At 71.0% G+C, this 21,445-nt stretch carries 18 protein-coding genes; 15 read left to right on the top strand and 3 right to left on the bottom strand.

Features of this window, described 5'->3' with window-relative positions:
- Nucleotides 1-113: 113 nt before the first annotated feature.
- Together rmuC and ppc are read right to left on the bottom strand one after the other, a co-directional pair.
- Nucleotides 114-1,322, bottom strand: coding sequence for a DNA recombination protein RmuC (gene rmuC / locus SALPAC3_RS0110040; RefSeq protein WP_018221110.1), 1,209 nt, complete (start codon nucleotides 1,320-1,322; stop codon nucleotides 114-116).
- Nucleotides 1,323-1,416: 94 nt separating this feature from the next.
- A complete protein-coding gene (gene ppc, locus SALPAC3_RS0110035) occupies nucleotides 1,417-4,203 on the bottom strand; it encodes a phosphoenolpyruvate carboxylase (RefSeq protein WP_018221109.1) in 2,787 nt (928 codons plus the stop codon).
- A 237-nt stretch (nucleotides 4,204-4,440) separates the two neighbouring features.
- Between ppc and mfd the strand changes: the two genes are divergently transcribed.
- From mfd to SALPAC3_RS0110020, 3 genes are all read left to right on the top strand, one after another.
- Nucleotides 4,441-8,091: a transcription-repair coupling factor gene (gene mfd / locus SALPAC3_RS0110030; protein ID WP_018221108.1), complete on the top strand. Its 3,651-nt coding sequence runs from the start codon at nucleotides 4,441-4,443 to the stop codon at nucleotides 8,089-8,091.
- Between the two features lie 79 nt (nucleotides 8,092-8,170).
- Nucleotides 8,171-8,905, top strand: coding sequence for a hypothetical protein (locus SALPAC3_RS0110025; protein WP_018221107.1), 735 nt, complete (start codon nucleotides 8,171-8,173; stop codon nucleotides 8,903-8,905).
- A 2-nt stretch (nucleotides 8,906-8,907) separates the two neighbouring features.
- The gene (locus tag SALPAC3_RS0110020) at nucleotides 8,908-9,885 is read left to right on the top strand and encodes a nucleoside triphosphate pyrophosphohydrolase (protein WP_018221106.1); all 978 of its coding nucleotides are present in this window, start codon (nucleotides 8,908-8,910) and stop codon (nucleotides 9,883-9,885) included.
- Nucleotides 9,886-9,897: 12 nt separating this feature from the next.
- On the opposite strand, the gene SALPAC3_RS0110015 is transcribed toward SALPAC3_RS0110020, so the two are convergent.
- Nucleotides 9,898-10,593 carry a hypothetical protein gene (locus SALPAC3_RS0110015; protein WP_018221105.1) on the bottom strand — a complete coding sequence of 232 codons (696 nt, stop codon included), beginning with the start codon at nucleotides 10,591-10,593 and terminating at the stop codon, nucleotides 9,898-9,900.
- Between the two features lie 243 nt (nucleotides 10,594-10,836).
- On the opposite strand from SALPAC3_RS0110015, the gene eno reads away from it, so the two are divergent.
- The 12 genes from eno to SALPAC3_RS0109955 all read left to right on the top strand — a co-directional run bounded on the left by eno (nucleotide 10,837) and on the right by SALPAC3_RS0109955 (nucleotide 21,405).
- The gene (gene eno, locus SALPAC3_RS0110010; RefSeq protein WP_018221104.1) at nucleotides 10,837-12,120 is read left to right on the top strand and encodes a phosphopyruvate hydratase; all 1,284 of its coding nucleotides are present in this window, start codon (nucleotides 10,837-10,839) and stop codon (nucleotides 12,118-12,120) included.
- Nucleotides 12,121-12,152: 32 nt separating this feature from the next.
- A complete protein-coding gene (locus tag SALPAC3_RS0110005; RefSeq protein WP_018221103.1) occupies nucleotides 12,153-12,776 on the top strand; it encodes an FtsB family cell division protein in 624 nt (207 codons plus the stop codon).
- A 28-nt stretch (nucleotides 12,777-12,804) separates the two neighbouring features.
- On the top strand, nucleotides 12,805-13,362 hold the full coding sequence (locus tag SALPAC3_RS0110000; protein ID WP_018221102.1) for a DUF501 domain-containing protein: 558 nt from the start codon (nucleotides 12,805-12,807) through the stop codon (nucleotides 13,360-13,362).
- Nucleotide 13,363: 1 nt separating this feature from the next.
- Nucleotides 13,364-13,876 carry an amino-acid N-acetyltransferase gene (locus SALPAC3_RS0109995; RefSeq protein ID WP_018221101.1) on the top strand — a complete coding sequence of 171 codons (513 nt, stop codon included), beginning with the start codon at nucleotides 13,364-13,366 and terminating at the stop codon, nucleotides 13,874-13,876.
- A gap of 45 nt (nucleotides 13,877-13,921) precedes the next feature.
- Entirely contained in the window at nucleotides 13,922-14,851 is a 930-nt protein-coding gene (locus SALPAC3_RS0109990; protein WP_018221100.1) for a Ppx/GppA phosphatase family protein, read from the top strand.
- A gap of 109 nt (nucleotides 14,852-14,960) precedes the next feature.
- Entirely contained in the window at nucleotides 14,961-16,697 is a 1,737-nt protein-coding gene (locus SALPAC3_RS0109985) for an alpha-keto acid decarboxylase family protein (protein WP_018221099.1), read from the top strand.
- A 142-nt stretch (nucleotides 16,698-16,839) separates the two neighbouring features.
- Nucleotides 16,840-17,172, top strand: coding sequence for a PadR family transcriptional regulator (locus tag SALPAC3_RS0109980; protein WP_018221098.1), 333 nt, complete (start codon nucleotides 16,840-16,842; stop codon nucleotides 17,170-17,172).
- Nucleotides 17,169-18,263, top strand: a complete 1,095-nt coding sequence (locus tag SALPAC3_RS0109975; protein ID WP_018221097.1) for an HAAS signaling domain-containing protein — start codon at nucleotides 17,169-17,171, stop codon at nucleotides 18,261-18,263. The genes SALPAC3_RS0109980 and SALPAC3_RS0109975 overlap by 4 nt, the downstream gene beginning before the upstream one ends.
- Nucleotides 18,264-18,417: 154 nt before the next feature.
- The gene (locus SALPAC3_RS0109970) at nucleotides 18,418-18,912 is read left to right on the top strand and encodes an LppU/SCO3897 family protein (protein ID WP_018221096.1); all 495 of its coding nucleotides are present in this window, start codon (nucleotides 18,418-18,420) and stop codon (nucleotides 18,910-18,912) included.
- Nucleotides 18,913-19,109: 197 nt separating this feature from the next.
- On the top strand, nucleotides 19,110-19,796 hold the full coding sequence (locus tag SALPAC3_RS0109965; RefSeq protein WP_018221095.1) for a dienelactone hydrolase family protein: 687 nt from the start codon (nucleotides 19,110-19,112) through the stop codon (nucleotides 19,794-19,796).
- A 46-nt stretch (nucleotides 19,797-19,842) separates the two neighbouring features.
- Nucleotides 19,843-20,604, top strand: a complete 762-nt coding sequence (locus SALPAC3_RS0109960; protein ID WP_018221094.1) for a uracil-DNA glycosylase — start codon at nucleotides 19,843-19,845, stop codon at nucleotides 20,602-20,604.
- A gap of 18 nt (nucleotides 20,605-20,622) precedes the next feature.
- A complete protein-coding gene (locus SALPAC3_RS0109955) occupies nucleotides 20,623-21,405 on the top strand; it encodes a DUF4129 domain-containing protein (RefSeq protein WP_018221093.1) in 783 nt (260 codons plus the stop codon).
- Nucleotides 21,406-21,445: the final 40 nt, after the last annotated feature.

Genomic DNA, 21,445 nt, shown 5'->3' with positions numbered 1-21,445 from the left:
ACAGGGCCCTCAGTTCCAGGGCGCAGGTGAGCGAAATCCTTCGGCTATCGATGCCCATTGTCACTATCGATGGAGGCGTTGTGACCATCTCGTGACATGCAGGTTTGCCGCTGTCACGCCGATTCGGCGCCTTTCCCCTCCATGGTGGAGTGCTCCGGTGTCCGGTTTGGAGTGAAGTCCAGCAGCTCCGGCGCCTGCGGCTGGCGGGGAGCGAGCTCCACCTGCGCCGGTGGCGCCAACTCCTCGTCGGAGACGCCCAACTCGGCGAGCTTGCGGGCGCTGACCAGCACCCGCGACTCCAGCGAACCGACCGCCCGGTTGTACGCCGTCACCGCCCCACCGAGCGCGGACCCCAGTCGGCCCACGTGCTCGCCGAGCGTGGCGAGCCGGCTGTGGAGTTCCCGGGCGAGCGAGTGCACCGCCACCGCGTTGCTGGCCAGCGCCGCCTGCCGCCACGCGTAGGCGACCGTACGCAGCAACGCGACGAGGGTCGCCGGGGTGGCCAGCACCACGTTGCGGGTGAAGGCGTGCTCCAGCAGGGTCGGGTCGCGCTGTAGGGCGACGTCGAGGAACGGGTCGGCCGGCACGAAGAGCACCACGAACTCCGGTGCCGGGTCGAAGGCGGTCCAGTACGCCTTCGCGGCCAGCGCGTCCACGTGGGCCCGCAGGTGTTTCGCGTGCGCGTCCAGGTGTGCGTCGCGTCCCCGTTCGTCGCGGGCCTCCATCGCGGTCAGGTACGCCTCGAAGGGCGCCTTCGCGTCCACCACCACCGACCGCCCCCCGTGCAGGCGAACCACCAGGTCGGGGCGGACCGTCTGCTGATCGGTCGCGGCCGTCACCTGCTCGGCGAAGTCGCAGTGTTCCAGCATGCCGGCCGCCTCGACGATGCGGCGCAGCTGGTGCTCGCCCCACCGTCCCCGGACCTGCGGTGCACGCAGTGCCGCGACGAGCTGTTTGGTCTCGGTGCGCAGCTCACCGGAGACCGTGCTCATGGCGCGCACCTGCTCGCGCAGCTCGGCGTAGGCGTCAACCCGGTCCCGCTCCAACTCGGCTACCCGCTGCTCGTAGCGGTGCAGCGTGTCGTGCAGGGGGGCCACCGCCCGGGCCACCGCCTCCTGGGACTGCGCGGTCGCCTCGTAACCCAACGTCCGCAGGGACTGCTCCAGTCGACCCTCGCCCGCCCGCGCGGCGGCCAGCGTGGCCTCCAGCCGGGCCAGCTCGGTGGCGGAGCGGGCCCGGGCGGCGAACCACCCCACCACGCCGCCCGCCGCGAGGCAGCCGAGCACCACGGCCAGCGTCGGAAACTCCATGTCACCGAGCATCCCAAACGGGTACGACCGAGGCGGCCCCGGGCAGATCGAAGGTGGTGCCCACCCGCCTCCACCGCGAGCCGGCGAAGCGGCCCGCCCGCGGTGTTCAGCCGGTGTTGCGCATGCCAGCGGCGATGCCGTTGACCGTGGTGAGCAGGGCGCGTTCCAGGGCGGTGCCGTCGCTGGGCGCCCGCCGGCTGCCCGGCGCCGTCACCACCGCCCGGCCCGGCGCGCCCGAGTCCCGGTACTGCCGCAGCAACGCCACCTGGAGGTGGTGCAGCGGTTCCAGGTAGGTGTCGCGTACCGCCAGCGTGCGCTGGAGCACCGGGGCGTTCTCCAACAGCTCCGGGGAGGCGGTCACGGCGAGCACCTCCCGCCGGGTCAGCTCGTACTCCTGCTCGATCTTGTGGAAGATCGGGTGCAGCTTCTTCGGTACCAGCGTCTCCACGTACCGGCGGGCGATGGTCAGGTCGGTCTTGGTCAGCATCATCTCCACGTTCGACAGGAACGTCCGGAAGAAGTGCCAACTGCGGTGCATCTCGGCGAGCACGTCCCCGTGGCCGGCGGCGCGGGCCGCCGCCAGCCCGGAGCCGACGCCGAACCAGCCGGGGACGATCTGTCGGGTCTGGGTCCAGCCGAACACCCATGGGATGGCCCGCAGGCCGGTGAGCCCAGCACCCGTGTTTGGTCGCTTCGCCGGTCGGGAGCCGATGTTCAACGCGCCGAGCAGCTCGGTCGGGGTGGACGCCCAGAAGTACGCCGGCAGGTCCGGATCCTCGACCAGGTCCCGGTACGAGCGGTAGGCCGCCGCACTCACCACGTCCATCGTCGCGTCCCAGCGTTCCAGCATCTCGGCCGGCTGCCGGGGCGTGGTGTGCAGCAGCGTCGACTGGAGCACCGCGGCGACGGTCAGCTCCAGATTCTCCCGGGCCAGCGCCGGCAGGCTGTACTTGTCGGAGATCACCTCGCCCTGCTCGGTCACCTTGATCTCGCCGTCGAGGGTCCCGTACGGCTGGGCCAGGATCGCGTCGTGCGTCGGCCCGCCACCCCGGCCGACGGTGCCACCCCGGCCGTGGAAGAGCCGCAGCTGCACGCCGTGCCGGGCGGCCACGTCCCGCAGCGCGCGCTGCGCCCGGTGAATGGACCACTGACTGGTGGTGATGCCGGCTTCCTTGTTGGAGTCGGAGTAGCCGAGCATCACTTCCTGGACGTCGCCGCGGGCGGTGACCAGGGCCCGGTAGGCGGGCAGCGAGAGCAACTCGTCCAGCAGGTCACCGCCGGCGTTCAACTCGGCGGGGGTCTCCAACAGCGGCACGAAGCCGATCCGGGCCCGGCTGCTGTGCACGTCCACCAGCCCCGCCTCGCGGGCCAACACCACGGCGGCGAGGACATCGTCGACGCCGAGGGTCATCGAGATGATGTACGACTCGATCACCTCGGTGCCGAACCGGTCCTGGGCCTCCCGGATGGTGCCGAAGACATCGAAGGTCCGGCGGGCCGACTCGGTCAGTGGAGTGTCGACTGTGGACAGCGGACGGCGGCCGGCCAACTCGTCGGCGAGGAGCTTGGTGCGCTCCAGTCGGCTCAGCGCCGGGTAGTCAGACACCTCGCCCACCGCACCGAAGAGCTGGGTCAACACCTCGTGGTGCTTCTCCGCGTGTTCGCGGACGTCCATCGTGGCGAGGTGCAGGCCGAAGGCGGAGACCGTACGGATGGTCGAGGCGAGTCGGCCCACGGCGGTGAGCTGGCCGGAGTTGCGGGCCAGCGAGGCGCGCAGCAGCTCCAGGTCGGCGATCAGCTCACCCGAGCCGCGGTAGTCCCGTCCCGGCAGGTGCGGCGTGCCCTGGCGTAGCCGCTGCCGGGTGTTGGCGAGCTTCGACTTCACACACCGGGCCTTGAGCCGGTACGGCTCCTCGGCGTTCACCCGACGGAACCGGGGCGCGACCTCGGGCAGCGCGTCCAGGTCGGCGGCGAGGCTCGCGGAGAGGTCCAGCGAGACCCCGCGCAACCGCCGGGAGACGGAGACCTCCTTGATCAGTTGGTCCATCGCCTTCTCGGTGGCGGCCAGGCCGTGCTCGTGTGCGATGACCAGGACCTCCCGGGTCACCGCCGGCGTGACGAACGGGTTGCCGTCCCGGTCCCCCCCGATCCAGGTGCCGAAGGTGAGGGGCCGGGCGGTGGGTGAGGTCTCCACCCCGAGGGTGCGCAGCGTGTCGGCGAGGTCGTCGAGCACCTGGGGCGCCGCCTCGGCGTAGAGGTCGCGTAGGTAGTAGATGGCGTTGCGCGCCTCGTCGGTCGGGTCCGGCCGGTCGAGCCGCAGCTCGTCGGTCTGCCACATCAGGTCGAGGAGCTCGGCGAGGCGGCGGTTGGCCGGGCCCTCGTCGCTGGCGCCGTAGAGGACCGCGTTGGTGGTCTCGGTGTCCAACTCGTCGGCGATCGCGCGCAGCTTGGACAGGATGGAGCGGCGGGCGGCCTCGGTGGGGTGGGCGGTGAAGACCGGGCGGATGGCCAGTCGCCGCGCCGCCGCCGCGATCTCCTCGGCGGGAACGCCGCGCTCGGCGATCATCTTGGCGGTCTGGTCCAGCCAGCCGCCCCGAACGGCCCGACGACGCCGCAGATCCCGGGCGCGATGGACCTGTTCGGTGATGTTGGCCAGGTGGAAGTAGGTGGAGAAGGCGCGGGCCAGCCGGGTGCCGGTGGCGACATCCAGCCCGGCGAGCCGCTGCGCGGCGGCCGGGGCGTCGGTGCGAACCTGGGCGCGGATCTCCTCGACCAGGTCGAGCAGGGGCCGCCCCTCTTGCCGGGCGAGGGTCTGGCCGAGCAGGGTGCCGAGGCGGCGGATGTCGGCGCGCAGTGCGGCGTCGGGGCCGTCGTGGTCGTGCTGGTCGGTCACAATGCGCTCCTTACGTGAGTACGAAGGACAGCGCTGTCCGACTCCCAGGATGGTAACCGCGGGAACCGGGCGGAGCCCACGGGGTGCCCCTGTTAACTCTCGGCGAGCCGCTTTCGGTCCGCTGGAGACGCGTCACGTGGCTGTTGACCCGCCCCCGGAGCGATAGGGTCAACGGGTCAACCCCTCGTCCGGCCGGACGAGGGGCGCTCGTCGTGCCGTCGCCGTGGAAGTGATCACATGCTCACCGGACTCTTCGCCGCCGCCCTCGCCGACCCGGCCCTGGTTCGGGCCCGGGACCTGGCACGATCCGGCGCGGCCCAGGTCGACGGGCTCGACCTGACCGCACCGCCGGCGCTGCGTCCGTTCGCGGTCGCCGCCGTGGCCGCCGACGAGCCGGTGGGGGGCGCGGGGCGCCCGGTGCTGGCGATCACCGCCACCACCCGGGAGGCGGACGACCTCGCCGCCGCGCTGGGCAGCCTGCTCCCCACCGACCAGGTGGCGGTCTTTCCGTCCTGGGAGACGTTGCCGCACGAGCGGCTCTCGCCGCGCTCCGACACCGTGGGCCGCCGGCTGGCGGTGCTCCGTCGTCTCGCCCACCCCGACGCGACCGACGCACAGGGGCGCAGTGGCCCGCTGCGGGTGGTCGTCGCTCCCGTCCGATCCCTGCTGCAACCCCAGCTCAAGGGGCTGGGGGACCTGGAGCCGGTGCGACTGTCCGCCGGTGACGAAGCGGACCTCGAAGAGGTGGCGCGCCGGCTCACCGACATGGCGTACGCGCGGGTGGACCTGGTCACCAAACGCGGTGAGTTCGCGGTGCGTGGCGGAATTCTCGATGTCTTCCCACCCACCGACGAACATCCGTCCCGGGTCGAGTTCTGGGGCGACGAGGTGGAGGAGATTCGTACCTTCGCCGTGGCCGACCAGCGCACCATCGAGCAGGTGGACCAACTCTGGGCCCCGCCCTGCCGGGAGCTGCTGCTCACCCCGGCCGTCCGGAAGCGGGCCGCCGTGCTGGCGGCGGAGCACCCGGAGCTGGTGGAGATCCTCGATCAGCTGGCCGAGGGCATTCCGGTCGAGGGAATGGAGTCGCTCGCTCCGGCGCTGATCGGTGCCGACTCGATGGAGCTGCTGCTGGACACCATGGCCGCGGGGACCCACGTGCTGCTCTGCGACCCGGAGCGGATTCGTACCCGGGCGCACGACCTGGTGCGTACCTCGGCGGAGTTCCTCCAGGCGAGCTGGGCCGCGGCCGCGGTCGGCGGCGCCGCCCCGATCGACCTCGGTGCGGCCGCCTTCCGGACGCTCGCCGACGTCCGCGCGCGGGCCCGCGAGCTGCGGCAGCCGTGGTGGACGATCTCCCCGTTCGGGCTGGCCGAGCCGGCCCTCGCCCGCCAGCCGTGGGAGGACGAGCCGGACGGGGTCGACGTCACCCCGGACGACGCGATCGCGGTGACGGTCGCGGTCCAGCCCGCGCCGCTCTACCACGGCGAGACGGCGCGGGTGGTGGACGAACTGAAGCGTTGGGCCGGTGAGGGCTGGTCGGTCGCGTTGGTCTTCGCCGGGCACGGCCCGGCCCAGCGGGCCGTCGAGGTGCTGCACGACGCCGGGCTCGGCGCCCGCCTGGTGGACGAGGTGACCTCGGCGCCGGCGCCCGGCCAGATCCTGGTCAGCTGTGGGTCACTGACCGGTGGCTTTGTCGCCGAGGTACCCCGCTTCGTCCTGCTCACCGGGGACGACGTCACCGGCGGCCGGGGCGCGTCGACCCGGGACATGCGCAAGCTGCCGAGTCGGCGGCGCAACACCATCGACCCGTTGGAGCTGCGGGCCGGCGATCACGTGGTGCACGAGCAGCACGGCATCGGCCGGTACGTCGAGTTGGTGCAGCGCACCGTCAACGGGGCCAGCCGGGAGTACCTGGTCATCGAGTACGCCCCGAGCAAGCGGGGCCAGCCGGGCGACCGGCTCTTCGTCCCCACCGACCAGCTCGACCAGCTCTCCCGGTACGTCGGCGGTGAGCAGCCGGCCCTGCACAAGATGGGCGGCTCGGACTGGCAGAAGTCGAAGGCCCGGGCCCGCAAGGCGGTCCGGGAGATCGCCGCGCAGCTGATCCAGCTCTACGCCGCCCGCAAAGCGTCCAGGGGGCACCCGTTCGGCCCGGACACCCCGTGGCAGCGGGAACTGGAGGACGCCTTCCCCTGGCAGGAGACGCCGGACCAGCTCGCCGCGATCGAAGAGGTCAAGCGGGACATGGAACAGACCGTCCCGATGGACCGGCTGATCTGTGGCGATGTCGGCTACGGCAAGACCGAGATCGCCGTCCGGGCGGCGTTCAAGGCGATCCAGGACGGTCGGCAGGTGGCGGTGCTGGTGCCCACCACCCTCCTGGTGCAGCAGCACTACAACACCTTCGCCGACCGGATGAGTCAGTTCCCGGTGACGATTCGCCAGCTGTCCCGGTTCCAGACACCGAAGGAGGCCGAGCAGACCCTGGAGATGGCCGGCGCCGGCACCGCCGACATCGTCATCGGTACCCACCGGCTGCTTCAGGCGTCCGCCCGGTTCCGCTCCCTGGGGCTGGTCATCGTGGACGAGGAGCAGCGCTTCGGCGTCGAGCACAAGGAGCACCTGAAATCCGTGCGGGCCTCGGTTGACGTGCTGAGCATGTCGGCCACGCCGATTCCCCGAACCCTGGAGATGGCGATCACCGGCATTCGGGAGATGTCCACCATCGCCACCCCACCGGAGGAGCGGCACCCGGTACTCACCGCGGTCGGGGCGTACGACGAGCGGCAGGTGGCCGCCGCCATCCACCGTGAGCTGCTCCGGGACGGCCAGGTCTTCTACCTGCACAACCGGGTGGAGTCGATCGAGCGGGCGGCGCGGCGGCTGCGGGAGCTGGTGCCCGAGGCGCGGGTCGCGGTGGCGCACGGCCAGCTGGGTGAGGAGGCCCTGGAGCGGGTCATGGTCGGCTTTTGGGAGAAGGAGTTCGACGTCCTGGTCTGCACCACGATCGTCGAGTCCGGCATCGACATCCCGAACGCCAACACCCTGATCGTCGAGCGGGCCGACCTGCTCGGTCTGGCCCAGCTGCACCAGATCCGGGGCCGGGTCGGCCGGGGCCGGGAGCGGGCGTACGCGTACTTCCTCTATCCGTCGGACAAGCCGCTCACCGAGCACGCCCACGAGCGGTTGGCGACCATCGCCCAGCACACCGAGCTGGGTGCCGGCATGTACGTGGCGATGAAGGATCTGGAGATCCGGGGCGCCGGCAACCTGCTCGGCGGCGAGCAGTCCGGCCACATCGAGGGCGTCGGCTTCGACCTGTACGTGCGGATGGTCGGGGAGGCGGTGCAGGCCTTCAAGGGGGAACGCCCGGAGGAGGAACCGGAGATCAAGGTCGATCTGCCGGTGGATGCCCACCTGCCGCACGACTACGTCGGGGTGGAGCGGCTGCGCCTGGAGATGTACCGCAAGCTCGCCGAGGCCCGGGACGAGGAGCGGCTGCGCGCGGTGGTCGCCGAACTGACCGACCGCTACGGCGAGCCGCCCGCCCCGGTGCAGAACCTGGTGGCGGTGGCCCGGTTCCGGCTGCTCGCCCGCCGGTACGGGCTCACCGACGTCAGCATGCAGGGGCGCAACATCCGGTACGGCCCGTTGCCGCTACCGGACTCGAAGCAGCTGCGGCTCAAGCGCTACCACCCGGACGCGGTCTACAAGCAGGCGCTGGAACAGGTCAGTGTGCCCCGGCCGAGCACCCGGCGGGTCGGCGGCGAGCCGCTGCGCGACCAGGCGCTGCTGGAGTGGTGTGGGCAGCTCCTCGCCGACGTGCTCGGCCCGCCCCGGGAGCCGGCCGGTGCCGCCACCTCCACAGCGCACGGCGGGCGGTGAGCGGGCGCAGCTCCAGCCGGCAGCTGCGGGTCGTGGGGGGCGTCCGTTCCGGCGCCGCCGGCGTGAGAGAGTTGCCGCTATGCGTGCTCGCCGTCTTGTCGCCGCCGCCAGCCTGGTGGTCGGCCTCGTCGCCCTCACCGGATGCCGTACCGAGCCGGGTGTCGCCGCGTACGTGGGTGACCAGCAGATCACCGAGGACACCGTGGACAGCATCCTCGACGAGCTGCGGGACAGCCGCGCCGCGACGGAGGCGCCCGAGCTCGGTGGACCGGCCCCGGAGCTGCCGCCCCGGTCTCAGGTCGTCGGCGAGTTGGTACTGGGTCAGGTGTGTGACCAGGTCTCCGCTGACCAGGGCTACCAGCCGCGGGGGCGGGTGGAGCCGGTCCAGCTCGCCGGCCAGCTCGGACTCCCCCCGGAGTCGGAGTATGTGCAGCAGTTGGCCGCCCTCCACACCTGCCTCTCCGGGCTGCCGGTGGGCGAGCTGGCCGCGCCGACCGAGCAGGAGCTCGCGGAGGTGATCGCCGCAGGGCGGGCGGCCGGAGTGATTTCTCCGGACACTCCGGATGCCGAGATCGCCGGTCAACTCGACGTCCCCCAGCTGCGCAACGCGCTGGCGAGTCGCCGGGCACTTGCTGAGGCTGCCGGGGAGCACGGTGTCACGGTCAATCCCCGCTACCGGCCGCTGGAGTTCCCGATCCTTAACTTCTCTTCCGAGGTCGCTGCGGTCAGCGTGCCCCTGGGTGAGCCCGGTTCGGACGCGGTCACCGACGTCTCCAGCCCGGAGCCGCCGACCGGGGCGCAGCAGCCGGCCTGAGCATGACGACGCGGATCATTCTGCTCGTCACCTCGCCGCGGCTGCCGGCCGGGCTGCTCACCGCAGCCGCGTGGGACGTCGTACGCCAGCATCCCGTGCTGGCGGGGGCGGAGAGCGAGTTGACGGCGGCGCTCCGGGTCGCGGGCGCCGAGGTCACTGTCGTGGCCGGCCCGGCCACCCCGGCGTTGCTCGACGCCGCCACCACTCGCGGCGGTGCGGTCTGGCTCGCCGGCCCGGCGGGTGACGAGTCACTCGCTCGGGAGCTGGGCCTGCGACTGGCCCGGGAGCCGGGGCTCGCCGAGTTGGAGCTGCTGTACGGATCATGGGACCCGCCCGGAGCGCGGCTGCTCGACGCGGTGGCGGTGCTGGACCGGCTCGCCTCGCCCGGGGGTGACCCGTGGAAGCGGGCGCAGACCCACCGCAGCCTGGCCGGCTTCCTGTTGGAAGAGTGCTACGAGGCGTACGACGCGATCAGCGCCGGTGACACCGACGCGCTCCGCGAGGAGCTCGGGGACGTGCTGCTCCAGGTGGTGCTGCATGCCCGGCTCGCCGAGGAGTTACCCGAGGGCGAGCGGTGGAGCGTGGACGACGTGGCCGGTGGCCTGGTCGACAAGATGGTGCGGCGCAATCCGCACGTCTTCGCCGAGGAGCAGGCCGGCACCCTCGCCGAGATCGAGGAGAACTGGGAGCGGATCAAGCGGGCGGAGAAGGCGCGTGACTCGGTGCTGGACGGCATCGCCCTGAGCCAGCCCGCCCTCGCCCTGGCCGCCAAGATCATTGATCGGGTCGCCCGGGTGCGGCTCGCCGTCGCGCCCCCGCCGCCGCAGTCGCAGGTCGACCCGGAGGCCCGGCTCGGCGCCGACCTGCTGGCCGCGGTGGCCGCCGCCCGCGCCTCCGGGCTGGATCCGGAGGCGGCCCTGCGCCGCGCCGCCCTCGCCCACGCCGAGGCCGTCCGCCGGGCCGAACGCGCTGGCAGCTGAGGTTGGTCGGGGTCAGGTTCCCGGGCTCGTCGAACGGTCGACCACGTCGGCCTCCGTCGGCAATTCGAACATCGGGCCGTCCGCGGTCTCCCGGTAGCTGGTCAGCGTCACACTGACCGGTTCGCCGTCCAGGTGACCGACGAAGCTGCCCAGCGCCCCCTCGGCGGTGAAACAGCCGGTGAGGTCGCCGTCCGACCGGCCTACTTCGACGCAGGTCGCCGGCCGTCCGGCCAGCGTGGTGTCGCTGCGGGTGATGCTGGACTCCGGATCCAGGGCGGCAGCGGTCAGTAGCTCCAGCACCGCTGGCGGGGTGATCAGCCCCTGCCTCTCGGCGGCGGCGAAGACGGCCACTGCCGGCTTGTCCGGCTTGTCCGGCGGCGGTGTGATCGTGCAGGCCGTCCGCCCGTCGGCGGTCTCGCACCGGGTGGTCGCCTCCTCGGTGGCGGTCAGTCGGCCGGCCGTCCAGTGGTAGGTGGCGCGGGCCGGCTCCTGGTCCTGCGCGATGGTCGCGGTCTGCCCGGACGCGAGCCGGTAGTCGGCCGTGTAGGTCCGGATCAGCGACCCGTCCAGCCGGTTCGCGAGGTCGTTGACCAGATCGGCGTGGCTGATGGTCTGGCCGGCCTCTCCGAGGCTTTGACAACCGGTGACGGTGAGCGACGCGATGGCGGCAGCGGCGAGCAGCCGGAGCGGGGTCGAGATGGCGGACATGATGACCAGCCTCGCCGATCGGATCGAGTGTGCGCAAACTCCGACGTCGGTTGACATCGGAGAATACGGGAATGTCGGGCGGGCCGCTCGGAGGAAGCGGTCGGCGCTCGACTGCGCGGCCGGAGAATCAACCGCCGGGTGCCGCGTCGCGCTCCACCGCCGCCCGATACGCTGCGTGCAACACCTTCCCAGCCGCACCGTCGCGGCCATGACCGATCGGCAACACACGCGAGGAGCGACTCAGTGGCAACCATCGAGGGAATCGTCGCCCGGGAAATTCTCGACTCACGGGGCAACCCGACCGTCGAGGTCGAGGTTGGGCTCGACGACGGTACGATCGCCCGCGCTGCGGTGCCCTCGGGCGCCTCCACCGGCGCCTTCGAGGCGATCGAGCTGCGCGACGGTGAGAAGGACCGCTACCTCGGCAAGGGCGTTGCCAAGGCCGTCTCGAACATCGAAGACAAGATCGTCGACGAGTTGATCGGGTACGAGGCCAGCGAGCAGCGGCTGATCGACCAGAAGATGCTCGACATCGACGGTACGGACAACAAGAGCCAGCTCGGCGCCAACGCGATCCTGGGCGTTTCCCTGGCGGTGGCGAAGGCTGCCGCCGGCGCCGCCGAGCTGAGCCTCTTCCGCTACCTCGGCGGGCCGAACGCGCACCTGTTGCCAGTTCCGATGATGAACATCCTCAACGGCGGGGCGCACGCGGACTCCAACGTCGACATCCAGGAATTCATGATCGCGCCGATCGGTGCGCCGACCTTCCGGGAGGCCCTGCGTTCCGGCACCGAGGTCTACCACGCGCTGAAGTCGGTGCTGAAGAAGAAGGATCTCGCCACCGGCCTCGGCGACGAGGGTGGCTTCGCGCCCAACCTACCGACCAACGCCGCCGCGCTGGACCTGATCTCGGAGGCGGTCGAGAAGGCGGGCTACCGGCTCGGCACCGACATCGTCTTCGCGCTCGACGTGGCCGCGACCGAGTTCTTCGAGAACGGCACCTACACCTTCGAGGGTGCCGCGAAGACCGCGGAGGAGATGAGCAGCTACTACACCCAGCTTGCCGACGCGTACCCGATCGTGTCGATCGAGGACCCGCTGGCCGAGGATGACTGGTCCGGGTGGCGGACGCTGACCGCTGCCGTCGGCGACCGGATCCAGATCGTCGGCGACGATCTGTTCGTCACGAACCCGCAGCGGATCGCCCGCGGTATCGCCGAGAACGCCGCCAATTCGGTCCTGGTGAAGGTTAACCAGATCGGTTCGCTCACCGAGACCCTGGACGCGGTGGACCTTGCCCACCGGGCCGGCTTCCGGTGCATGATGAGCCACCGCTCCGGCGAGACCGAGGACACCACCATCGCCGACCTGGCGGTCGCCACCGGCTGCGGCCAGATCAAGACCGGCGCCCCGGCCCGCTCGGACCGGGTCGCGAAGTACAACCAGCTGCTGCGGATCGAGGAGGAGCTGGCTGACGCCGCGCGGTACGCCGGATCGGGCGCGTTCCCGCGTTACCGTTCTGCCTGACAGACGCGCAACCTTCGGGGGAGGGGCAGGGGATGCAGCAGCGCCGCATGCCGGGCGGACAGCGTCCGGCCCGCCGGCCCGGTCAGGCCGGCCGGTCGGGCGGTGCCCGGCCGGTTCGTACGGGCGGCGTCCGCGCCGAGTCGCGGGCGACCGCCGGCCGCGCCCCGGGCGTGGTCCGGGGCGCCGACGGAGCCCGTTCGGCGAACCGGCCCGCCGCGCGGCGGTCGGCCTCCGGCAGTGCGGTGAAGCGGCTCTCCGCCCCCCGCCCCCGACGGGGCACCGGGCGGGCGACCGTGCTGGTCGCGGTGCTGATCGCCCTCGCGCTCGGCTACACCTATCCGGTGCGGGTCTACCTCGACCAGCAGACGGACATCGCCCGGATGGAGGCCGCCCAGACAGCGCAGCGGGCGGAGATCGAGAGGCTTGCCGCCGAGGCCGCGAAGTGGCAGGACCCGAAGTACATCGCGGCCAAGGCCCGGGAACGCTTCTTCATGGGCCGTGAAGGCGAGCAACTGTTGATCGTGCTCCCCAAACCGGGAGTGGCCGAGTCGGCGGATCAGCCCGCTGGTCCGGACGGCCTGGCCGGGGCCGATCGGTGGTACGACACACTGTGGTCGAGCGTGACGGCCGCGGATCAGGAACGGTCCGGCGAGTGAGTGCCGGCACCGAACCAGGAAGGACACCGTGACAGTCGTACCACCGCAGGAGCCGGCGGCATCCTCCGTGCCGCTGCCGCGACGCGAGCCAGCCACCCCCGCCGACCTGGCCGCGGTGGCGGGACAGCTCGGCCGTCCGCCCCGGGACACCCGGGCGGTGGCCCACCGCTGTCCGTGCGGCATGCCCGATGTGGTGGAGACGACACCGCGGCTCGCCGACGGCACGCCCTTCCCGACGCTCTTCTACCTGACCTGTCCCCGGGCGACGGCGGCCTGTAGCCGGCTGGAGTCCGCCGGGCTGATGAAGGAGATGGCCGACCGGCTCGCGGCGGATCCGGAGTTGGCAGCGCGCTATCGTGCCGCGCACGAGGACTACCTCCAGCGTCGGGAGGCGATCGGTCACGTGCCGGAGATCGCCGGAATCTCCGCCGGTGGGATGCCGGATCGGGTCAAGTGCCTGCACGTGCACCTCGGGCATGCGCTCGCCGCCGGTCCCGGTGTCAACCCTTTCGGGGACGAGGTGTTGCGGCTGATCGAGCCGTGGTGGGCGGGGGGACCATGCGTGGCCACGCCAGCGGACGAGTGAGATGACCGCTGCCGGCGGACCCGTGGTCCGTCGAGCCCGGACGGCGGACATTCGGGGGATCCGGCGGCTGATCGACACGTACACCGACGGCCGGCGGTTACTCAGCAAGGCGACCGTGACCCTGTACGAGCACGTGCAGGAGTTCCGGGTCGCGGTGACACCCACCGGGGACGTGGTCGGCTGTGGTGCCCTGCACGTCATGTGGGAGGACCTGGCGGAGATTCGGACGGTGGCGGTCCACCCGAGCTGTCGGGGTGGCGGGATCGGGCACCGGATCGTGGGCGGCCTGATCGACGATGCCCGGGAGTTGGGCGTGGCTCGGATCTTCGTGCTCACCTTTGAGACTCGCTTCTTCGGTCAGTTCGGGTTTACCGAGATCGACGGGGCGCCGGTGCCCCACCCGGTCTACGAACAGCTGCTGCGCTCGTACGACGAGGGGGTCGCGGAGTTTCTCGACCTGGAGCGGGTCAAGCCAAACACGCTCGGCAACACGCGAATGCTGCTGCGGCTCTGAGTGGGCTGTCCGGTCTGCCGTAGGGTTGCGGGCGTGACGACGCGTGTGGCCGCCATCGACTGCGGGACCAACTCGATTCGCCTGCTGGTCGCCGAGCTGCCGGATCCGGGCGCCGGAGCGAGCGCACCGTTGGTTGAGCTGAGCCGTCGACTGGAGACCGTTCGACTGGGTCAGGGCGTTGACCGCACCGGTCGGCTGGCCCCGGAGGCGATCGAGCGGACCCGGGTGGCGCTGGCGGAGTACGCCGCCGAGATCGAGAAGTTGGGCGTCGACCGGGTGCGGATGTGTGCCACGTCGGCCTCCCGGGATGCGGAGAACGCCGCCGACTTCCGCGACATGGTGGAGCGGACGCTGGGGGTTGCCCCGGAGGTGGTGACTGGTCAGGAGGAGGCGCGGCTTTCGTTCACCGGGGCAGTTCGTGGCCTGCCCGACTCGACCCGGGAGCCGTACCTGGTGGTCGACATCGGCGGCGGTTCGACGGAGTTCGTCGTGGGCACCAGCAGCGGTGGTGTGACGGCAGCGATCTCGGTGGACATTGGTTGTGTCCGGATGACCGAGCGGCATCTGCAGGGTGACCCACCGGATCCGGCCGAGATCAGGGCGGCCGAGGCGGACATCGTGGCTGCCGTGGACCGGGCGCTCGATGCGGTGCCCGGTCGGGAGGCCGCCACGCTGATCGGGCTCGCTGGCTCCGTCACCACGGTGGTCGCGATCGCCGAGGGGCTGACCGGGTACGACCCGCAGCGTATCCACCACGCCCGGGTGTCGGATCGGGCGGTGGCGGCGGTGACGACTGATCTGCTGGTGGCGACCCGGGCGCAGCGGCTGGCGATTCCGGTGATGCATCCGGGTCGGGCTGACGTGATCGCGGCGGGTGCCCTGGTGCTTCGCGTGATTATGGAGCGTTCGGGCAAGGACTTCGTGGTCGCCTCCGAGCACGACATTCTGGACGGCATCGCCTACAGCCTCCGGTAGGAGCGGCACCGACCCTTCCCGTCGCGATATGGCCGAACCAGCTCAATTTTCGGGTGGTTTGGATAGGCTGAGTCTGTTTCATGATCAGCCGATCGTGGTGAGGGGAGGCGTGGTGGTCGGGCGGGGGGAGACGGTCACAGTAGCCGAACTACTACTTGGTCGCCTGCACGACCTCGGTGTGCGGCACATATTCGGTGTGCCGGGCGACTATGCAATGGAATTCACCGATCAGGTCATGGCTTTTGACGGTATCGAATGGGTCGGCAGCTCCAACGAGCTCAACGCCGGCTACACGGCGGACGGCTATGCGCGGATTGCTGGCGTCGGGGCAATTGCTACCCAGTACGGCCCGGGTGAGCTGTCGGCGCTCAACGCCCTGGCCGGCGCGATGGCTGAGTCTGTCCCCGTCGTTTCGATCGTCGGTGGCCCCTCGACCGAGATCATGCGGCGGCGCACCTCGGTCCATCACTCTTTCGTGGATGGCGACTTTGACCATTGGGCCCGGATGGCGGGCGAGGTTACGGTTGCCCAGACGTCGTTGACCGCGGAGGATGCGCTGCGGGAAGTCGATCGGGTGCTGGGCGAGTGTTGGTCGCAGCAGCGTCCGGTGTACATCCGAATTCCGGGGGACGTGGCGGTGGCTTCGGTCCCGCGACCGGCGCGACCCTTCCGGCGCCCGGAGCCGGTCACGAACGCGGCGCAACTGGACGCGTTCGCGGCCGCTGCGCAGCGCCGGCTCGCCGGCGCCCAGCGGCCCGTACTGCTGGTGGGAAACGTGCCGATCCGGCTGGGTCTGGGGCCGGCTGTCGCCGCGTTCGCGAGCGAGCGCAACTGGCCCGTTGCCGCGCAGGCGCTCGGCCGGGGTCTGTTTGACGAGGCTGACCCCCGATACGTCGGGGTCTATTCTGGCCTGGAGAGTCGGGACGCGGTCCGGGAGGTGGTCGAAGCCGCCGACGTCGTGGTCTGTCTCGGAACCACGTTCATTGACTGGAATGGCCTGTTCACCGCGGAACTGGATCCGGATCGGATCATTAACTTGGGGCCTCATGCCGCATCGGTCGCCGGTACCCGTTTCGGCCCGATCTCCATGGCTGCGGCGTTGGGTCGGTTGCACCAGCTGGCTGTCCGTCGTACGCGCGACTGGCGGAGCGGGGTGGTCCAGTCAAAGGGATCGTCCGAACTGGACAGGGCGAGCAGTGGGCCGATCACTCACGAGCGACTCTGGCCGGCGATCGAGGCTCTGCTGCGTCCGGGGGACATTGTGGTCGCGGAGGTCGGGACCTCCTTCTTTGGCCTGGAAATGATGCGTCTGCCGACTGGGGCGTCCGCTCTGTCGGAACCAATCTGGAGTTCGGCCGGCTACGTGATTCCGGCGGCTTTCGGCGCCGGAGTCGCTGGATCAGGCCGGCGGGTGGTGTCGATTACCGGTGACGGTGGAATGCAAATGTCCCCGCAGGAGATTGGCCAGATGTTCAACTTTGGTCAATCGTCGATAATTGTCATGATCAACAATAGTGGCTACGCTACCGAGCGGGCGCTCGAGAAAGCGGTGGGGGAAGAGTCTCAGGGCTACGCCGAGATACTCAACTGGCGGTACAGCAAGCTGTTGGCGGTGTTCGCGGCGGAGGGAGACTTCGTCGCGCGCACGGCCCGCACCGAGGCCGAGCTGGCCGAGATCCTGGCCGATATCGATGAGCGCGCGGAGCGGCTGACCTTCGTCGAGGTGGTCGTCGATCCGGCGGATGTGCCCGAGGGCATGCCGGAGTGGAGTCGGGAGGCTTCCGCCGCCATCTATCACGCGAAGTTTCCTGCTCCGGCTCGCCTGCCCTGGAGCGGGCTCACCTAGTCGGGCGGGCCTTGTCGGCACTGCTCCGCGGGAGGTTCTGGGGTGCCGAGTCAGGGGTGGTGCGCCTGGCTCCGGGTGTCCGCCGCGGATCCGGTGACTCGGCCGTTGACGCTACTGTGCATTGAATAGTACTGTCCTTTGTATGGACACCACACAGCTCTTGAAGGGCGTGCTGGACCTGGCTGTCCTCGCGGTGCTTCGGGAAGAGGACGGCTACGGCTACGACATCCTGCGTCGACTGCGCGACGCCGGCCTGACCGAGGTGGGCGACGCCTCCGTCTACGGCACGTTGCGGCGTCTCTTCGCGGCGGGGCTGCTCACCACGTACGTGGTGCCCAGCGAATCCGGGCCACACCGCAAGTACTACTCGCTGAACGCCGCCGGCCGAGACCAGGTCGCGCGCTCCGGCAAGCTCTGGCGCTCATTCGCCAGCACCATGGACACGCTGCTCGACGATCGGGGGAGGGCGGTATGACCGTCACTGAGCAGGAGATAGCCGACTACGTCGCCCGGGTTCGCGGCGCCCTGACCGACCTGTCGCCGGCGGTCCGCGACGAGCTGACCGAAGACCTGCCGGAGCACCTCGCCGTGGTGGCCGCCGAGTCCGACGGAACGCTGGTGGAACGGCTCGGTGAGCCGGAGGCGTACGCCCGTGAGCTGCGGATCGCCGCCGGGGTCGGAGCCGGTCGCCGGTCGGCGACCGGAGAGCTGACCGCCCTTGTTGACCGGGTCCGCGGCCGGCTGAACACGCTCGACCGGCAACTGGGCCCACCCCTCGGGTATCCGACGGTGCGCGCCTTTCTGCACCTCCTCGCCCCGGGCTGGTGGATTCTGCGCGGCTACCTCGCGGCGATGCTGCTGGCCGTGCTCAGTACCGGCCTCAATGGCGAGATCGGGCTACTGCCCAGGATCGGGGGCCACCTGTCGCTTGGCCTGATGATCCTGGCGGCCCTGGTCGTCGCCTCGGTCATGCTCGGTCGCCGGGATGCCCGGTCGCGACCCTGGCCGGGACGGCTGCTGGTCCTCGGCAACCTGGTGCTCGTCGGTTTCGCGCTGGCGGCGCTGGTTCACCAGGAGGATCGGCGCGGTGCGGGTGACTACTACGCTCCGATCTCGGTCGACAGCCGGTACGACCACATCCGCGACGTCTTCGTCTATGACACCGAGGGTCAGTTGGTGGACTACGCGCGGCTGTTCGACCAGAACGGCGATCCGATCCGGCTCGGCTACCCGGACTGCGCGGACGCGCGGGACGTGATCCGCCGGGATGAGATCAACGGTGCCAGCCCGCTGCTGCGCGGCTACCCGTACTGCCCGGAGGCGGCGCCGTTCGGGCCGCGGCCCACGGCTGAGGCGTCCCCACCGGCCCTCCTCGCTCCACCGGGCACGGTCCAACCGGACTCCACTGCCTCGCCGGCCGTGCCGGAGACCGCACCGAGCACGCCGGATCCAGAGACCGCACCGGTGGTTCCGGAGACCCCGCCGGCCACATCGGAGACCGCGACGACGGTGCCGGAGACCCCGCCGACATCCGCGCCCGCGCCGGGTGTCGCGCCCACCGGGTGAGCGCTCCGGAGAGCGCTGGCCCCCGGGTTCCAAGGTGTTCCTCATATCCCCGTAGCGATGAAAGTGGCCGAAGGGATGAGGCTGTGGGGTAATAGGGCCGTTGTTGATCGTCTACGGTTTTCTCCGCACTATCACCCCCTGGGAAGGAAAATTCGTGCCGGAGCAGGTCGTACCCCCCACCCAACCCGACGTCCCGCAGCCGGCTGGCACTCAGCCGTCAACCGACGTACCCCAGGATGGTGCCCCAGCCCCAGCCCCAGAGCCAGCTCGGAAGTCCGGCCGCAAGAAGGTCTTGGGCATCGTTGGCGCGATCGTCGCGTTCCTGGTGGTCGCCGGCCTCAAGTTCGGCCTGGGCGCGGTGCTCGGGGCCGACGAGACCGCGGAAGCCAAGGCTGGTGACTGCATCGCCGAGCTACCCACGACCATCGGCGACGAGATGGAGGCGGTTGACGGTGGCAAGGTCGTTGACTGTGCCTCCGCCGAGGCGACGTACAAGGTGGTCGGTCGAGCAGAGGACCAGACCGAGGAGCAGGCCGAGTCCGGCGAAGCGTGTGCCGAGTTCTTCCAGGAGAACGAGGAGTACTACATCTTCAGTAACATCATTCCGGGCAAGACGGGCTATCTGCTCTGCCTGACCGACAACTCCTGAGCGGCTTACGGGAGTACGGCGACGGCGGCGCGGTTTTCGGCGCCGCCGTCGCCGTACCTGGGCCATCGATTGGTGTCCGGGAGGTGAACGCCACTTCTCCGGCGTCTTCCCGGGGCCCGCGTGGCCGTGGCAGGCTACCGGCACGTAGGACCACTGGGCGACCAGCCAACGATGACTGACCGCTAGGAGGACGGCCGATGGGCGACATGGTGACGTACCGGTGCGACGGTGGTACGGGCGAGGGGTATCTCGTGGTACCGCCTGGCGGTACGGCCAGCCCGGCGGTCATTGTGATCCAGGACTGGTGGGGCCTGGCGTCGCACGTCCGAGCGGTCGTTGACCGCTTTGCTGAGGCCGGCTTCGTCGCCCTCGCCCCGGACCTGCGGCGCGGCGGGCCGGCCAACAAGCCGGATGAACCCCGGCAACTGCTCAACAGCGGGCAGTTGGACGCCGCCGCGGCGGACATCGCCGCCGCGGCCGACTACCTCGCGGGTCGGCCGGAGGTTGCCGGCAAGATCGGTTGCGTCGGCTTCTGCGCCGGGGCCAGCCTGGCGCTCTGGTCCGTTGCCCGCACCGAGCGGATCGTGGCGACCTCGGCCTTCTACCCTCGGCTGCCCGGGGAGGGGATGCGCCCGAAGTGGTCGGAGTACGCGGGCAAGGCCGCCGCCATCCACTGCTGCGAGGCCGACGGCACCTCGGCCGAACCGGGAGTGCAGCTCGTTCGTCGGGCCATCGAGGCTGGTGGCGGCACCTGTCAGACCTACGACTACCCGGGCACCGCGCACGCCTTCTTCAACGAGGACCGGCCAGAGAACTTTGACCAACGGGCTGCCGCCACGGCGTGGGCCCGCACCCTGGAACTCTTCCGGGCGAAGCTTGGCTGACCACGGATCGGTGCCTCCCGGCGGAACGCCCGCCGGGAGTCGGCGCGTGCCGCGGGTACCCGCGGTCACAGCCCGGCCACGCACCGCCGAGCAGGTGACCGGGGCCGCGGCCGGGGCGCCCAGCCTCGCCGCACTCGGAGCGGCGATCAGCGACTGCTTCGCCTGCCCCCGCCTGGTCGATTGGCGGGAAGAGGTGGCCCGCACTCGACGCGCGGCCTTCCGGGAACAGGAGTACTGGGGACGCCCGGTGCCCGGTTTCGGCGACCCGAGGGCCCGCATCGGGCTCCTTGGCCTCGCGCCGGCGGCGCACGGTGGTAACCGGACCGGCCGGGTCTTCACCGGCGACCGCTCCGGCGATGTCCTCTTCGCCGCCCTGCACCGGGCCGGGCTGGCCAACCAGGCGACCAGCGTCGCCGCCGATGACGGGTTGACCCTGCGCCACACCCGAGTCTTCGCGGCGGTGCGCTGCGCGCCGCCAGCCAACAAGCCCACCCCGGGCGAGCGCGATACCTGCCAGCCCTGGCTGCACCGCGAGGTCGCGTTGCTCCGGCCGAACCTGCGGGTTGTGGTCGCGCTGGGCGCCTTCGCCTGGGCCGCGTGGTGGCCGACTCTGCCCCGGGTGTACGCGATGTCCCCGCCCAGCCCGCGACCCGCTTTCACGCATGGGGCACACTGGTCCGGGAACGGCGCCCCGGATCTGCTCGGCTGCTACCACGTCAGCCAGCAGAACACCTTTACCGGGCGGCTGACACCAGAGATGCTGGACGACGTGTTCGCCCGGGCGAAGCGACTGGCCGGGGTGGAGTAAGGGCTGCGGGGCATTGGGATGACGGACCGGAAGCGCCGATCCGCATCCTCGGCTCCCGCCGACAGCGGTGTGCTGCGCCGGTGGTGGCCCCTCGCAGCGGTGTTGCTTTTGTTGGCCGCCGCCACCGCCGCGGCCGCGCACTCGTCGCTCGGGGCCAGCCGCATCCCACCCGCGGCCGAACAGCTGCCGCTCGTCCCGGACTACCCGACGGCCGAGCCGGCCGTATCGATGCCGGTAGAACCGCGCGACGCGGGCGAGCTGAACAGCCAGCAGCGGCCCGACTGGCTGCGAACCGCACTCCTTGCGCTGCTCGGGCTGGCCGGGCTGGCCGTTGCCGGCGTCCTCGCCGGGGCGCTCCTGCGTAGTGTGCTGCGCCGAAGCACTCGGCGCCGCTCCGAGCGCCGGGTCCCGCGCACGGCCGAAGGCACGGCCCGTGAGGTGGTCGCCGCACTCGATGCCGGCCTGGTTGACCTCGACGACACCGGCACCGATCCGCGTACGGTGGTCATCGCCTGCTGGGTTCGCCTGGAGGAAGCCGCCGCCAGCGCCGGGGTACGTCAACTGGCCGGCGACACCCCCACCGAACTGGTGGTTCGCCTCCTGCGGGGTGACCCGGCCACCGGGGTGCCCGCGATCGCCAGCGCCGACGTGCTGGCCGATTTCGCACATGTCTACCGGGAGGCGCGCTACGCTACCCGGCCAGTGGACGAGCGTACCCGGGACCAGGCCCGGGCCGCGTTGCGTCGGCTTCGCGGGGAGCTGACCGAGCTGGCCGGTGCGAGCGGGGAGGGGCCGGCGTGACCAACCGAGGGCTCCGGACCGGGTACGAGGAGGTGTCGCG

Origin of the sequence: Salinispora pacifica DSM 45544, assembly GCF_000378845.1 — a bacterium.
Lineage (GTDB): Bacteria > Actinomycetota > Actinomycetes > Mycobacteriales > Micromonosporaceae > Micromonospora > Micromonospora pacifica.
The sequence above is the reverse complement of the archived record's forward strand: the minus strand, read 5'-3'. Positions and strand labels throughout refer to the sequence as shown.

Coding starts and splice junctions, on each gene's coding strand:
- rmuC (WP_018221110.1), bottom strand. CDS start 1,322: ATGCTCGGTGACATGGAGTTTCCGACGCTGGCCGTGGTGCTCGGCTGC.
- mfd (WP_018221108.1), top strand. CDS start 4,441: ATGCTCACCGGACTCTTCGCCGCCGCCCTCGCCGACCCGGCCCTGGTT.
- SALPAC3_RS0110025 (WP_018221107.1), top strand. CDS start 8,171: ATGCGTGCTCGCCGTCTTGTCGCCGCCGCCAGCCTGGTGGTCGGCCTC.
- SALPAC3_RS0110020 (WP_018221106.1), top strand. CDS start 8,908: ATGACGACGCGGATCATTCTGCTCGTCACCTCGCCGCGGCTGCCGGCC.
- SALPAC3_RS0110015 (WP_018221105.1), bottom strand. CDS start 10,593: ATGTCCGCCATCTCGACCCCGCTCCGGCTGCTCGCCGCTGCCGCCATC.
- SALPAC3_RS0110005 (WP_018221103.1), top strand. CDS start 12,153: ATGCAGCAGCGCCGCATGCCGGGCGGACAGCGTCCGGCCCGCCGGCCC.
- SALPAC3_RS0109995 (WP_018221101.1), top strand. CDS start 13,364: ATGACCGCTGCCGGCGGACCCGTGGTCCGTCGAGCCCGGACGGCGGAC.
- SALPAC3_RS0109980 (WP_018221098.1), top strand. CDS start 16,840: ATGGACACCACACAGCTCTTGAAGGGCGTGCTGGACCTGGCTGTCCTC.
- SALPAC3_RS0109975 (WP_018221097.1), top strand. CDS start 17,169: ATGACCGTCACTGAGCAGGAGATAGCCGACTACGTCGCCCGGGTTCGC.
- SALPAC3_RS0109965 (WP_018221095.1), top strand. CDS start 19,110: ATGGGCGACATGGTGACGTACCGGTGCGACGGTGGTACGGGCGAGGGG.
- SALPAC3_RS0109955 (WP_018221093.1), top strand. CDS start 20,623: ATGACGGACCGGAAGCGCCGATCCGCATCCTCGGCTCCCGCCGACAGC.